Source organism: Chromobacterium sphagni, from assembly GCF_001855555.1.
Taxonomy (GTDB): Bacteria; Pseudomonadota; Gammaproteobacteria; order Burkholderiales; family Chromobacteriaceae; genus Chromobacterium; species Chromobacterium sphagni.
In genome coordinates this window covers 1-14278 of sequence record NZ_MKCT01000038.1, presented here as the reverse complement: position 1 = coordinate 14278, position 14278 = coordinate 1, and the positions used below count along the sequence as shown (strand labels likewise).

General features: G+C 62.4%; 14 protein-coding genes. 13 read left to right on the top strand and 1 reads right to left on the bottom strand.

All coding sequences use genetic code 11. The features are described 5' to 3' along the window. The 3 genes from BI344_RS14545 to kdpE form a co-directional block, all read left to right on the top strand. A partial coding sequence (locus BI344_RS14545) for a potassium-transporting ATPase subunit C (RefSeq protein ID WP_139167036.1) occupies window positions 1–298 on the top strand: 298 nt, incomplete at its 5' end. Window positions 299–304: 6 nt separating this feature from the next. Then, entirely contained in the window at window positions 305–2992 is a 2688-nt protein-coding gene (locus tag BI344_RS14540) for a DUF4118 domain-containing protein (protein WP_071113612.1), read from the top strand. Window positions 2993–3012: 20 nt separating this feature from the next. Beyond that, a complete protein-coding gene (gene kdpE, locus BI344_RS14535) occupies window positions 3013–3729 on the top strand; it encodes a two-component system response regulator KdpE (RefSeq protein ID WP_071113611.1) in 717 nt (238 codons plus the stop codon). Between the two features lie 45 nt (window positions 3730–3774). Here the strand turns inward: kdpE and BI344_RS14530 are convergent, their stop codons facing one another. Beyond that, a complete protein-coding gene (locus tag BI344_RS14530; protein ID WP_204378042.1) occupies window positions 3775–4338 on the bottom strand; it encodes a TetR/AcrR family transcriptional regulator in 564 nt (187 codons plus the stop codon). A gap of 230 nt (window positions 4339–4568) precedes the next feature. Here BI344_RS14530 and BI344_RS14525 point away from each other — a divergent pair, with 230 nt between their 5' ends. The 10 genes from BI344_RS14525 (at window position 4569) to BI344_RS14480 (ending at window position 14277) form a co-directional block, all read left to right on the top strand. Then, entirely contained in the window at window positions 4569–4811 is a 243-nt protein-coding gene (locus tag BI344_RS14525; protein ID WP_071113609.1) for a hypothetical protein, read from the top strand. A 591-nt stretch (window positions 4812–5402) separates the two neighbouring features. After that, window positions 5403–6485 carry a hydroxymethylglutaryl-CoA synthase gene (locus tag BI344_RS14520; protein WP_071113608.1) on the top strand — a complete coding sequence of 361 codons (1083 nt, stop codon included), beginning with the start codon at window positions 5403–5405 and terminating at the stop codon, window positions 6483–6485. Window positions 6486–6505: 20 nt separating this feature from the next. Next, window positions 6506–7702: a thiolase family protein gene (locus BI344_RS14515; protein ID WP_071113607.1), complete on the top strand. Its 1197-nt coding sequence runs from the start codon at window positions 6506–6508 to the stop codon at window positions 7700–7702. An 11-nt stretch (window positions 7703–7713) separates the two neighbouring features. Continuing rightward, a complete protein-coding gene (locus BI344_RS14510; RefSeq protein ID WP_071113606.1) occupies window positions 7714–8154 on the top strand; it encodes a Zn-ribbon domain-containing OB-fold protein in 441 nt (146 codons plus the stop codon). Between the two features lie 96 nt (window positions 8155–8250). Continuing rightward, a complete protein-coding gene (locus BI344_RS14505; RefSeq protein WP_071113605.1) occupies window positions 8251–9300 on the top strand; it encodes a type III polyketide synthase in 1050 nt (349 codons plus the stop codon). 141 nt (window positions 9301–9441) lie between these two features. Beyond that, window positions 9442–10722, top strand: a complete 1281-nt coding sequence (locus BI344_RS14500; RefSeq protein ID WP_071113604.1) for an MFS transporter — start codon at window positions 9442–9444, stop codon at window positions 10720–10722. Between the two features lie 353 nt (window positions 10723–11075). Further along, a complete protein-coding gene (locus tag BI344_RS14495; RefSeq protein WP_071113603.1) occupies window positions 11076–11375 on the top strand; it encodes a hypothetical protein in 300 nt (99 codons plus the stop codon). Window positions 11376–11450: 75 nt separating this feature from the next. Then, window positions 11451–12848, top strand: coding sequence for an MATE family efflux transporter (locus BI344_RS14490; protein WP_071113602.1), 1398 nt, complete (start codon window positions 11451–11453; stop codon window positions 12846–12848). Continuing rightward, the gene (gene murB, locus BI344_RS14485; protein ID WP_071113601.1) at window positions 12845–13870 is read left to right on the top strand and encodes a UDP-N-acetylmuramate dehydrogenase; all 1026 of its coding nucleotides are present in this window, start codon (window positions 12845–12847) and stop codon (window positions 13868–13870) included. The genes BI344_RS14490 and murB overlap by 4 nt, the downstream gene beginning before the upstream one ends. Before the next feature lie 86 nt (window positions 13871–13956). Continuing rightward, window positions 13957–14277, top strand: coding sequence for an HAD family hydrolase (locus BI344_RS14480; RefSeq protein WP_071113600.1), 321 nt, complete (start codon window positions 13957–13959; stop codon window positions 14275–14277). Window position 14278 lies beyond the last annotated feature (1 nt).

Genomic DNA, 14278 nt, shown 5'->3' with positions numbered 1-14278 from the left:
GCTGGACGCGGTGAAAGGCAATGTCGACAACATCCGCAAGGCGCACCCGACCCAGACCGGCCCGGTGCCGGTGGACCTGGTGACCGCCTCGGCCAGCGGCCTGGACCCGGAAATCTCGGTGGCCTCCGCTTACTATCAGGTTGACCGCATCGCCGCCGCGCGTAAACTGCCGGCAAGCACCGTGCGCAAGCTGGTTGAAGACCATGTCATCGGCGAAACCTTCGGCCTGCTCGGCGAACCGCGCATCAATGTGCTGGAGCTGAATCTGGCGCTGGACGAACTGACCAAGAAAGCCTAAAACCGCATGACCGATCTGCGCCCCGACCCGGATGCCTTGCTGGACGAACTCAAACGCGAAGAGCTGGATGCCCAGCGCGGACGCCTGAAGATCTTCTTCGGCGCCTGCGCCGGGGTCGGAAAAACCTTCGCCATGCTGGCCGCGGCCAGGGTGAAACAGCAGGAAGGGGTGGGGGTGCTGGTCGGCGTGGTGGAAACCCACGGCCGCAAGGAGACCGCGGCGCAACTGGACGGGCTGGAAGTCCTCCCGCCCAGCCAGATCGAATACAAGGGCCGCGGCCTGGCCGAATTCGACATCGACGCCGCGCTGGAGCGCAAGCCGCCGCTGATCCTGATCGACGAGTTCGCCCACTCCAACGCGCCCGGCTCGCGCCACCCCAAGCGCTGGCAGGACGTGGAGGAGCTGCTGGCGGCTGGCATAGACGTCTACACCACTCTCAATGTGCAGCACCTGGAGAGCCTTAACGATGTTGTCGGCCAGATCACCGGCATCATCGTCAGGGAAACGCTGCCCGACCACGTGTTCGACATGGCCGACGAAGTGTCGCTGGTGGACCTGCCGCCGGACGAGCTGCTATCGCGCCTCGCCGCCGGCAAGGTCTACCTGCCGCACCAGGCCGAACGCGCGGTGAAGAACTTCTTCCGCAAGGGCAATCTGCTGGCGCTGCGCGAACTGGCGCTCAGGCGCACCGCCGACCGGGTGGACGCCCAGATGCGCGCCTACCGCGCCGATCAGTCCATCAACCCGGTATGGCACGCCCGCGAACGGCTGCTGGTCTGCGTCGGCCCCGGCCCCGGCACCGACAAGCTGATCCGCAGCACCAAACGGCTGGCGGCCAACCTCGACGCCGACTGGATCGCCGTCTACGTCGAAACCCCCAATCTGCAGCGGCTGCCGGAAGACAAGCGCGCGCGCATCCTCAAGGGCCTGAAGCTGGCGCAGGAATTGGGCGCGGAAACCACTGTGCTGGGCGGCAGCTCGCTGGCCGCCACCCTGCTGGCCTACGCCCGCACCCGCAACGTGTCCAAGCTGGTGGTCGGCAAGTCCGCCAGCAGCCCGCTGGCGCGGCTGTGGCGCGGCTCGCTGGTGGAGGAGCTCACCCGCCAGTCCGGCGACGTGGACGTCTACGTAGTGGCGCACGAACTCGACGACCGCGAGGAAAAGGGCGGCAAGCGCGTGCACAGCCTGCTGTTCAGCGACGGCGAATCCGGCAGGCCGCAGCGCGGCTACCTGGCCGCCGCCGCCGCCTGCGCCGCCACCACAGCGGTCAACCACTTGTTGGTGCCCTACTTCGCGCTATCCAACGTGATCATGGTGCACCTGCTGGCGGTAGTGCTGATCGCCACCCGCTACGGCCGCGGCCCCGGCGTGCTGGCGTCCTTCCTGTCGGTGGCTGCCTTCGACTTCTTCTTCGTGCCGCCGCAGCTGTCGTTCGCTGTGTCCGACACCCAATACCTGCTGACCTTCATCGTGATGCTGGTGGTGGCGCTGATCATCAGCCAGTTGACCGCCCGCTTCCGCTTCGAAGCCACCATCGCCACCTACCGCGAACGCCGCACCCGCGCGCTGTACGACCTGGGACGCGAACTGGCCGGCGCGCTGACCGCCTCGCAGATCATAGAAACCGCGGTCGGCCGGCTGGAGCCGCTGTTCCACGCCAAGGTGATGCTGTTCGTGCCCAATAGCGAGGACCAGCTGCGCGCCGCCACCGAAACCGGCAACAACGCCGACACCGGCGTCGCGCAGTGGGTGTTCGACAACCTGCAGCCGGCCGGCCTCGGCACCAACACCCTGCCCTCCAACCCCTCGCTGTACGTGCCGCTGCGCGCGCCGATGCGCACCCGCGGCGTGATCGCGCTGCTGCCGGAGAAAACCATCCAGGCTTTCCTGCCGGAGCAGCAGCGCCTGCTGGAAACCTGCGCCGCGCAGATCGCGCTGGCGCTGGAGCGAGTGCACTACGTGGAAGTGGCGCAGGACGCCATCGTGGCGATGGAATCGGAACGGCTGCGCAACAGCGTGCTGTCGGTGGTATCGCACGACCTGCGCACGCCGCTGACCAATATGCTGGGCATGGCCAATATGCTGAACACGCCCGCGCTGCCGCCGGCGCAGCAGGCAGACATCGCCCTGTCCATCCAGGAGGAGGCGATGCGGATGAACAAGCTGGTCACCAATCTGCTGGACATGGCCAAGCTGCAGTCCGGCGTCAAGCTGAACAAGGAATGGCAACTACTGGACGAGGTGGTGGGCAGCGCGGTGCGCGCCTGCGAGCACAGCCTGCGCCAGCACCATCTGGAGCTGAAGCTGAGCCACGACCTGCCGGTACTGGAATACGACGCGGTGCTGATCGAGCGGGTGCTGGTCAATCTGCTGGAAAACGCCGCGAAATACACGCCGGCCGGCTCGCATATCGAGTTGGCGGCCCGGCACGACGGCGCCAGGGTGCGCGTCAGCGTCAGCGATGACGGCCCCGGCCTGCCAGCCAATATGGAACAGAAGGCCTTCGACAAGTTCTCGCGCGGCGCGCCCGAGTCCACCACTCCCGGAGTGGGGCTGGGACTGGCGATCTGCCGCGCCATCATAGAAAACCACGGCGGCAGCATAGAAGCCGGCAACGTCCATCCGCACGGCGCCCGCTTCTCCTTCACCCTGCCCGCCGGCGCGCCGCCCCAGCTGCCGCCGGAAGACGCCTGAAACCATAAGAGCGAGCAACCATGAACGACGCACCTATTTCCATCGTGATCATCGAAGACGAGAAACCGATCCGACGCTTCCTGTCCTCGGCGCTGGATGAAGAAAAACTGACTGTCTACGAGGCGGAAACCGGCAAGCAGGGCCAGATAGAAGTGGCCACCCGCAAGCCGGACATGGTGATACTGGACCTGGGTCTGCCGGACATGAATGGCATAGACGTGATCAAGAGCCTGCGCGAATGGACCGACATCCCCATTCTGGTGCTGTCGGCCCGCACCCAAGAGACGGAAAAGGTGGCGGCGCTGGACGCCGGCGCCGACGACTACCTGACCAAGCCCTTCGGCGTGGCCGAATGCCTGGCGCGCATCCGCGTGCTGCTGCGCCGCCGCATCCAGGGCAGCGCGGCCGCGCAGCAGAATTTCCACTTCGGCGACATCAAGATCGACCTGGTCAACCGCTTGGTGCACAAGGGAGAAACCCCGGTCCACCTGACCCCGATAGAATACCGGCTGCTGTCCACGCTGATCCGCAACGCCGGCAAGGTGATCACCCACCGCGAGCTGCTGCTGGCGGTATGGGGTCCGTCGTTCTCCGAACACAATCAATACCTGCGCGTCTACATGGGCCACCTGCGGCAGAAGCTGGAAGACAACCCGGCGATGCCGCGCCACATCGTCACAGAAACCGGCGTCGGCTACCGGCTGGTGGAGCAGGAGCAGAACCGGACGCCGAGCTAAGGCACTACTCAGACGCGCAGCCTGACAAGGCCATCCAGAGCCGGATCAGGCATGCCGAGCGGTCACGCCCAGCAGCAGCATGTCGATGAAGACATCAATGTCCTGCACCGCCGTCAGTTGTTCGGTCAGCAAACGATACCAGCAAAAACCGAAAATCAGATCCAGCAGCAATTCGGGATTGACGTGCTCAGCCAGCTCGCCGCGATTGGCGGCATTCTGCAACAAACGTCGCGGCATATCGCGGCGGCGGGCCATAAACTCATCCTTCAGCTGCGCTAACATGATAGGGTCCAGTTGCGCCTCGGCAATCACGCTGCGGAATGCCTCGCCGCATATCGTTTCCCGCCAGGCGCCCCACAAATTGTGCAACAGGAAGGACAGATCCTCTTGCAACGATCCCAGATCGGGCATCTGCCGGACCCTATCGCTCTCGCTCTCATACACCTCGGCGATCAAGGCCGCCTTATTTGGCCACCAACGATAGATGGTCGGCTTGCTGGCACCGGCCCTTCTGGCCACCGACTCTATGCTTACCCCGCAATAACCGCTTTCCTTGAGGATTTCTATCGTTGACTCAAGGATAGCCTGATGCGTCTGCGGATTGCGCAATGCGCCGGTGGAACTGCGTGCAGAACTACTGGACATGGGAAACGATCCTCCAAACTATATCGTCTGCAGATACCAAACTCGAAAATAAGCGACCGATCCACAATCCGGCCGCCGCATAACTACGTATTGCTCATCTCATCCGGCCCTGCTCAACGGAAGACGGCGGTGGCCCGCCGCAGAATCGAATGAAAAAATAAAAACGAAACGTTTCGTTTTTGTACTAAGACAAAATGGTCATCAGGCAAAGCATCCGGCCCGCAGATCGCAGCGCGCCTATCATGCCGGAGACCGCACACCACAGCCCCCGCCTGCAAAGCAGGCTGCAACTCAAAACAGGCACTGATTTACTGATTTTCTACAATACCATTTCCATTCCTGGAAAATATTCAAGCCAGCAATACAACAACAAGTTCGACAAAAAAACAACACTTCTCAAGACGTTTCCGCACGAAGAAAAGCAGAAAGAAAAGTGACATTCAAAATATAGACAATTTTTAAATTGAAAAATCATGTAGATAATATCATTATCAAGTGCAATCAAATAGAAAATTCAGAATTTATAAAAACTGCCACACAAACAACTTTTCATTCAAAATTAATCATTTTTCATTAACAAAATATTTAATGTGAAATAAAATAACCCACAAAAATCTCACCGGAATTACCAAACCTCCTCCAGCGCAACAAAATATTTATCATGATTTAACGAAAATCAAATCCGGCGTCATGGACTTTCAGCCGGCATCCCTCAGACCGCTGCCAACCAATCTCCCATTTCCGGCTCCGCCAACGCTCAAACTGTCTACCTCCAACCTGTCTCCTGTGCGCTTTTCGGCACACGCAAAAAATAGTCCCCACTCTGAAAATATAAATATCCGGAATTTACTATTGACATGAAATGACGATGGCATTCAATCTAAAAAAAGGAAACGGAACGTTTCGTATTTTTGCAGCAGGCCGGATCGAATCCATCCCTCCGAGCGCGCCGGCAAACACCGCCGCCAGGAGCGGAACATGATCGGGTCATGCGAGTAGAGAGCACTCGTCCACTGGAAAGGAAGACCATGAAGAAAATAGGCATAGTGAGCTACGGCAGCAGCATTCCGACTTGCCGGCTCAAGATCAACGATGTCATCGACGTGTGGAAGAACACTGACCTCGATCTGGTGAAAAACCATCTTGGCGTCTGCGAAAGAGCCGTGCTGCAACCCGATGAGGATGTGATCACGCTGGGCGTTCAAGCCGCCCAGCGTGCCTTGGAGCATGCCGGCTCGCCAACGCTGGACGCCTTGCATCTGGGCACATGCACGAATCCGTACGACTCCCGCTCCTCCGCGGCCATCATCCTGGAAATGCTGGGTCAGGGCTACGACATGTACTGCGCCGACGTCCAGTTTTCCGGCAAGTCTGGCACTTCCGCACTGCAGATCAGCCAGGCCCTGGTAGCCTCCGGCATGGCTGGCCACGCACTGGCCATCGCCGCCGACGCGATCAACCGCCACACCGCGCCGGGCGACCTGACCGAATCCTATGCCGGCGCCGGCGCTGCCGCCATGTTGGTAGGCAGCGAGAACCTGATCGCAGAAATCGACGGCACGTTCTCCTGCGCGGCGGACATCGCCGACAATATTCGCCCGCAAGGCGAACGCTACATACGCTCCGGCATGGGTCTGGGCTCGGACAAGAACAGCATAGGCCTGGAAGATCAGACCCGCCGCGCGGCAGAAGGCCTGATGGGCAAGCTCAAAACCTCGGCCTCCGATTTCGACTACGTGGTATTTCAACAAAACGTCGTCTCCACGCCACGCTCGCTGGGGAAACTACTAGGCTTCACCGCGGAACAACTGGAGCCGGCGCTGTTCGCCGACACCATCGGCGACACCGGCGCCGCCAGCCCTCTGCTCGGCCTGATCCAGGTTTTGGACCAGGCCAAACCGGGCGACCGCATCCTGTTGGTTTCCTACGGCTTCGGCGCAGGCAGCGACGCCATCGCCCTGACCGTCACCGATAACATCGCCGCGCATCAACAGCGCGCCACCACGCTCAAGACCCAGCTAGGCCAGAAGCAGTACGTCGACTACGGCACGGCGATCAAATACGAATTCAAGTATCTGCGCCCCGACTACGCCTTGACCGCCTATCTCTGAGCCAGCCAAAGGAGCAAAACATGAGTGCACGTCGCGTTGCCATCGTCTCGGCAGCCTACACCCCGAAACCGGGCAGCAGCCGGGTCCGCCAGACCTTCAAGGAAATGATCGTGGAGTCAGCCTACAAGGCCATCCGCGACGCCAAGATGCACCCGCGCGAAATTCAGGGCGTGGCATACGGTTACCATGGGGAAGGCATCTCCGAATATGGCGGCCTTGGCCCCACTATTTCCGATGCGCTGGGCATCAGCCCGGCTCCCACCTTCATCACCAGCTCCAACTGTACCAGCAGCTCGGTGTCGTTCCAGATGGGCCATCAGATGGTCGCCTCGGGCGAGTACGACATCGTGCTGTGCGGCGGCTTCGAAAAGATGACCGACCACTTCAACTACGCGGAATACATTGGCTCCAGCACCGAGTGCGAGTATGACTACTTTCTGGGCATCTCCCACACGGATGCCTTCGCCCTGGCCACATCTGAGTATTTCCACAAGTACGGCTACGCCGGCCGAGAAGCCGATGTGCTGGCCCACTTCGGACGCCAAATGCGCATCTACGCGCAGAACACCCCCAGCGCCACCCGCTACGGCCAGGCCATCCCGTCGCTGGAAGCCCTGAAAGCAAGCGAGGCCCACGGCTCCATGCTGGCCTGGGGCGAGGCCAGCGGTTGCGCCATCCTGGTAGCGGAGCACCTGGCGCACAAGTACACCGACAAGCCGGTGTTCATCAAGGGCTGCGCCTACACCGGCGTGTCCCACTACTTCGGCACCCGTTATCACAACCCGACGCTGCAATACCCGGGCCTGCCGCAGGATGTCGGCATGGCGCTGTCCGCCAACTCCATCGCCTGCGCAGAGATGGCCTACAAGAAGGCCGGCATTACCGCCAAGGACATCGACGTGGCCCAGGTATACGACCTTCTGGGAGCGGGCCTAATCCAGATGGAATCGATGGGCATTTGCCAGCCCGGTCAAGCCGGCCACTTCGTAATGGAGGGTGGCATCGCGCTTGATGGCCAAGTTCCGCTCAATACCGACGGCGGCAATATCGGCCGCGGCCACGCATCCGGCTGCGACGGCATCCTGCATATCACCGAACTATTCCGCCAGCTCAGGGGGGAAGCCGACAACCAGGTGAAAAACGCGCGCATCGCCGTGTCGCAAAATCTGGGCGGATACGCCGCACACAACTCGGTCATTGTCCTGACCAACGAATAAGGAGCGCCACCATGTCCCTGTATCCCGAACATATCCATCGCATGACCACCGCCAGCATGCTGCGCGAATGGCGCGAACATGGCGGCAAGTACCGGCTGGAAGGCAGCCGCTGCCAGGAGTGCGAAGCTATCTTCTTCCCGCGCCGCAGCGTGTGCGGTGCCTGCAACTCGCTGAAGATTGAGCCTTACGGCTGCAAGCGCCACGGCACCATCGTGGCCCTGTCCAGAGCGGAAAACCCGATCCTGGCAGGCATGGGTTATGGCGAAGCGGTGCCGCGCCACATGGTGATGCTGCGGCTGGACGACGGCATCGGCATCGCGTCCGAGGTGGTCGACATCCTTGATCCGGCCAAGCTCAAAATCGGCGCCCGCGTCAAGATGGTGATCCGCAAGCACGTCCGTGAAAGCAATCTGGCTTGGCAATACGCCTACAAATTCGTACTGGAAGACTGAGGCTGCCGCGCCCAGCCTGGCTGGGCGCCCGGCAGCGCGCACCGAAGATTACTTTTGAACTGCCCCCAATCAAACCAAACAACCGAGGCCTAAACCATGTCCACACTCTGCCAACCCAACGTTCTGTTCCCGCAATACAAAATCACCCAGGAACAAATGATCGAGCACCTGGAAAACCTGCACGGCGACCACCCGCGTATGTCGTTGGCCAAGCGCATGATCCAGAACACCGAGGTCAACTCGCGCCATCTGGTTCTGCCGATCGACGAACTGTCGGTGCACACCGGCTTCACCCACCGCAGCATCGTCTATGAACGCGAAGCCCGCGCCATGTCCTCCGCTGCCGCGCGCCAGGCCATCAGCAACGCCAATCTAAAGCCCAGCGACATCCGCATGGTGATCGTAACATCGTGCACCGGCTTCATGATGCCTTCGCTCACCGCCCACCTGATCAATGATCTGGAACTGCCGGCGTCAACGGTGCAACTGCCCATCGCCCAACTGGGTTGCGTGGCCGGCGCCGCCGCCATCAACCGCGCCCACGACTTCGCCTCGCTCAATAACCGCAACCATGTGCTGATCGTATCGCTGGAATTCTCCTCGCTGTGCTACCAGCCGGACGATACCAAGCTGCACGCCTTCATCTCGGCCGCGTTGTTCGGCGATGCGGTATCTGCGTGCGTGCTGCGCGCCAACGACGAAGCTCCAGGCTTCAACATCAAATCTACCAAGTCTTTCTTCCTGCCCAAGAGCGAGCACTTCATCCGCTACGACGTCAAGGACACCGGCTTCCACTTCACGCTGGACAAAGCGGTGATGAATTCGATCAAGGATGTGGCCCCGGTAATGGAAAAACTTAATCAGGACACCTACAGCCAGCAGTGCGCTGAAAACGACTTTTTCATCTTCCACACCGGAGGCCGCAAGATTCTGGACGAGTTGGTGAACAAGCTGTCATTGCCGGCGGACAAGGTTGCCCCCTCCCGCCACAGCCTGTCGGAAGCCGGCAACATTGCCAGCGTAGTCGTATTCGACGTGCTGCGCCGCCGCTTCGAGTCCAAACCCAAGACCGGCTCGGTTGGACTGCTGGCGGCCTTCGGCCCCGGCTTCACGGCGGAAATGGCCGTTGGTCAGTGGGCGGCCTGAAACCGCCCAGACAGGAGACGCGGCGGCCGGCGTTTCGCCTAAGCCGCCAGTCCCGTCCCTGCCCTTGCCGCACATCGTCCGCCCTGTCAACGCGCCGCGCTGCCTTGCCCAACAGACGCAGCAACGCATCAGGAAAATTTGATGAACCAAGCAAGCCTGACCAGCCCCCGCGCCGGTCGTCACGAAAAGAACATGGTGGTGCTGCTATCGCTGGGCTTTGGCCTGATCGGACTGGACCGTTTCATCATTCTGCCCCTGTTTCCGGCGATCATGCGCGATCTGGGGATGAACTACCAGGATCTTGGCAATTTATCCGCAGCCCTGGCCATGGCCTGGGGTTTCGCCGCCCTAGGCATCGGCGGCCTGGTCGACAAATTGGGACGCAAGAACGTTCTGGTCGGCTCCCTGCTGCTGGTCTCGGCGCTGTCCGGCTTATCCGCGCTGGCGGCCGGGCTGGTCACCCTGCTGCTGCTGCGTGCGCTGATGGGCATATGCGAAGGCATGTTCACCCCTACCGGCATCACCGTCACCATCGAGGTGTCCCACCCCAGCCGCCGCGGCTTCAATCTTGGCATACAGCAGGCCTTGTTCCCCATCCTGGGGTTGGCGCTGGGGCCTCTGATCGCCGCCTCGCTGCTGGAAACCCTGCACTCTTGGCGCGGCGTATTCGCAATTGTCGCCTTACCCGGCTTCCTGCTGGCCTGGCTGATCGCCCGACACTACACCCCGGTCGCAGGCCGCGCTCGTCTGCATCGCCGCGCCGGCACATTCAGCACCTGGCTGCTGGCGCTGCGACATGGCAATATCCGGCTCAACATCCTTATCATGTTCTGCATCCTCAGCTGCCAATTCGTGCTGTGCGCCATGCTGCCCAATTACCTGACCGACCATCTCCGGCTTTCAACCATGGCCATGGCCTTTGTCATTTCGGCCATCGGGGTAGGCGGTTGCGTAGGACAACTGATCATCCCGGGACTGTCAGACCTCTATGGACGCAAACCCGTCGTCATGCTGTCCTTCGCCGCCAGCGCCGCTCTCGTCGCCATTCTTTCGATGGCTCCGCCCCAGCCCTGGCTGCTGTTCTGCCTGCTGTTCGGCATCTCCTTCTTCAATTGCAGCCTGACCTGTCTGGCAGTCGGCCCGCTCACCAGCGAATCGGTTCCGCCCGCCCTGCTGCCGGCGGCCACCGGAATCGTCGTAGGACTGGGCGAGATACTGGGCGGCGGCGCATCGCCAGCGCTGGCGGGCTTCGTCGCCACACATTACGGCCTGCCCGCCATCCTGCGCGTCGCGCTGGGCGGCAGCGTCGGCGGCCTGGCGCTATCGTGCTTGCTGAAAAGCCCGGAGATCATCCCCCCTTCCAGCCTGCCCATTTCAGACGAAATCATGCCGGACGAGCGTTTTTCGCTGGAGGAAGCCTGAACCGAAGCAAATGTTGACAGTCGCCTGCCAGCGGCATATTCTGACACTCACGCGCCGATTTGACACAGCTTGCGGGCGCGATACAAATGCCAGCTAAAGCGTATACGGTGAACCCGCTTGCGCTCCTGATGTAAAGTGGCCAGCGGGTTTTTTCATGGCTGAAACACATCGCCGGCATCGTACCGCTCTCCCCCGCAAGCCGTCGCGAATCGACGCGGCATGCCACGCCACCCGGCCGGCATGCAGGCGCCGCGTTAATGACAACTTGCAGGGCGCCAAAAAATCCTGCTAAAGCGTCGCCGGCGGACTCAAGCCCGGCACGCACAGCGCGACCGAACTTGGGAGAGCCAAACATGTACGACTGCCTGCAAGACAGCTATGCCGATTTTTCTTTTGCGACTTACGACGCCGTGGGAAGACCTCGCCCTCTCTGTGGCAGCCTGAGCGCCACACCGCTGCCGTCCAGCGACGACAGCGCCCTGCACGACCTTGCCGCTTTCGCCCGCGACCAGGGCTACCGTTTCGACCACTGCGCGCAGCAGCTCATCGTTCACGACATCAGCCTGGCCGACGCGCTGGCCGTCAACACCCGCTTTGGCCAGACCCTGATCATCAGCTGCGACCTGCGCCGCGACCCTCCGGTGCGCTTCTGAGCCGTCCGCACGCAGACAGTAAGCGGCCCCGCCGGTTATAATCGGCGGTTTCCGCATCAAAGCCAGCAGGTCCGCATGCTGTTCGAACTCAACCATGCTTCGCGCGCGGATGTCGTGCGCGAAGCGCGCCAGATCGCCCGCCTCGCTCTGCCGATGATGGTGGCGCAGATCGCCCAGGTCGCCACCGGTTTTGTCGATACGGTGATGGCCGGCCGCGTCAGCACCGACGATCTGGCCGCCGTCTCCCTGGGCGCCAGCGTCTTCATCACCGTCTACGTCACCCTGATGGGGATGGTCGCCGCGCTCAACCCCATCCTGTCCCACCACCTGGGATCGGGCAGGCTGCGCGAGTTCGGCCATGACGCCGCCCAGGGGCTGTGGTTCGGCTTGCTGCTAGGCACATTGGGCGCGCTGCTGATGCTGTGCCTGGAACCGGCGCTGCGCCATTGGCTGCACCTGCCGCCGCAGGTCACCGACAAAGTGATGCTGTTCATCACCGGCGCCGCCATCGGCATGCCGGCGGCGATGGCGCACCGCGCGCTGCACGCCTATGCGTCCAGCCTGGGCCATCCCAAGGCCATCATGGTGGTCAGCCTGCTGGCGCTGGCGCTCAACATCCCGCTCAACTACATCCTGATCCACGGCCTGTTCGGCCTGCCCAAACTGGGCGGCGCCGGCTGCGGCTGGGCCACCGGCATCGTGTTCTGGTTCAACTGCCTGACGCTGCTGGCCTATGTCAGCTGGCACCGCAAGTTTGGCCAGACCCGCATTCTGGCCGGCCTAGCCGCGCCCGACTGGCAACGCTTCGGCGCCTTCTTCAAGCTGGGCCTGCCTATCGGCCTGTCCTTCTTCGTCGAAGTGAGCCTGTTTTCCTTCATCGCGCTGTTGATCGCCGAGCTGGGCACCGTGGTGGTCGCCACCCACCAATCGGTGCTCAACTTCTCCAGCATCATCTATATGTTGCCGCAGAGCGTGGCCACCGCGCTGTCGGTGCGCGTCGGCCACCATGCCGGCGCCGCCGACTACCAGGCCGCCCGCTTCACCTCCGGCGTCGGCCTGATGATGGGCCTGTGCATGGCCGGCGCCGCGATGCTGCTGGTGCTGCTGCTGCGAGAACCCATCATGCGCATGTACAGCCCCGATCCGCGGGTGGTCGCCATGGGCACCTCGCTGTTGCTGTTCGCCGCCGTCTACCAGTTGACCGACGCCGCCCAGACCATCGCCTCCGGCGCGCTGCGCGGCTACAAGCTGACCACCATTCCAATGCTGATACACATCGCATCGTTCTGGGTGGTGGGGCTGGGACTGGGCATCATGCTGGGGCTGACCGACTGGATCGTGCCGCACATGGGGGTGTACGGTTTCTGGACCGCGCTGGTGATCAGCCTGTCGGTGGCCGCCCTGCTTCTCACCCGTTATCTGGCCCGCGCCAGCCGCAAGCGGCTGCGCCGCGACCAAGGAATCCTGCTATGAGCCTGCAGTTCTGCGCCGATCACGATCTGCGCCCCCTCAACACCTTCGGCATGGCGGCGCGCGCCGCCCATTTCTGCCGGCTGGACAATCTAGCCGACCTGCCCGACCTGCTGACCCACCCGCTCTATCTGCAAGGCCCGGTGCTGTGGCTGGGCGGCGGCAGCAACCTGCTGCTGACCCGCGACTACCCCGGCCTGGTGGCGAAGGTGGGACTTGCCGGCATTCGTCTACTGGAGGAGGACGGCGACGATGTCGTCGTCGAAGCCGCCGCCGGCGAAAACTGGCACGACTTCGTGCTGCACGCGCTGGAACAGGGCTGGTACGGCCTGGAAAACCTCAGCCTGATACCCGGCACCGTAGGCGCCTGCCCGGTGCAGAACATCGGCGCCTACGGCGTGGAGGTGAAGGACCATCTGCAGGAAGTGGTGTGCGCCCGGCTCGACCATGGCGGCGAAGCGCTGGTCCTCAGCAACGCCGATTGCCGTTTTGGCTACCGCGACAGCGTGTTCAAGCATGAGGCCGCCGGCAAGCTGCTGGTCACCGCAGTGCGCTTCCGCCTGTCGCGCCGCGCCAGCCTGCGTACCGGCTACGGCGATATCCAGCAGCAACTCGAACGGCAGGGCGTCAGCGAACCGACGCCGCAAGACGTCAGTCGCGCCGTCATCGCCATCCGCCGGAGCAAACTGCCGGACCCGGCCGCGCTGGGCAACGCCGGCAGTTTCTTCAAGAACCCGGTGGTGTCCCGGGCGCGGGCCGAGGCACTGTTGGCCGCCCATCCCAAACTGCCCCACTATCCGACCGCCGATGGCCAGGTGAAGCTGGCCGCTGGTTGGCTGATAGACCAATGCGGACTGAAGGGCTACCGCAACGGCGACGCCGGCGTGCACCAGAAACAGGCGCTGGTGCTGGTCAACTACGGCCAGGCGCGCGGCGAAGAAATCCACGCGCTGGCGCGCCAGGTGCAGGATGCCGTGGCGCAGCGCTTCGGCGTGAGGCTGGAACCGGAGCCGCTGATACTCTGAGCGGCCGGAAACTCTTCGCCGCCGCCCCGCTCCATTGATAACAGGCAGTACATCCCGTGAACGCGCATGATGGAGAGCAACACGCAATGATCAAGAAGCCGAGTGTTTTGGTGTTTGACCTGGGCGGAGTGCTGGTCGACTGGAACGGCATAGACCCGCTGATCCGGCTGAGCGACGGCCGGCTGAGCCGCGAAGAGGCCAGGCTGTTCTGGATGAATTTCCATTGGACCGAGCAATTGGACCTCGGCCTGTGCTCCCCGCTGGAATTCAGCGCGGCGATGGCCGACGAGCTGCAACTCAAGCTCTCCGCGGAAGAAATGCAGGCGCAGCTGCGCAGCTGGAACCATGGCGCCTTCCCCCCGGAGCGCGCGCCATGCTGGAAACGCTGTCCGGCCGTTTCAAAATAGC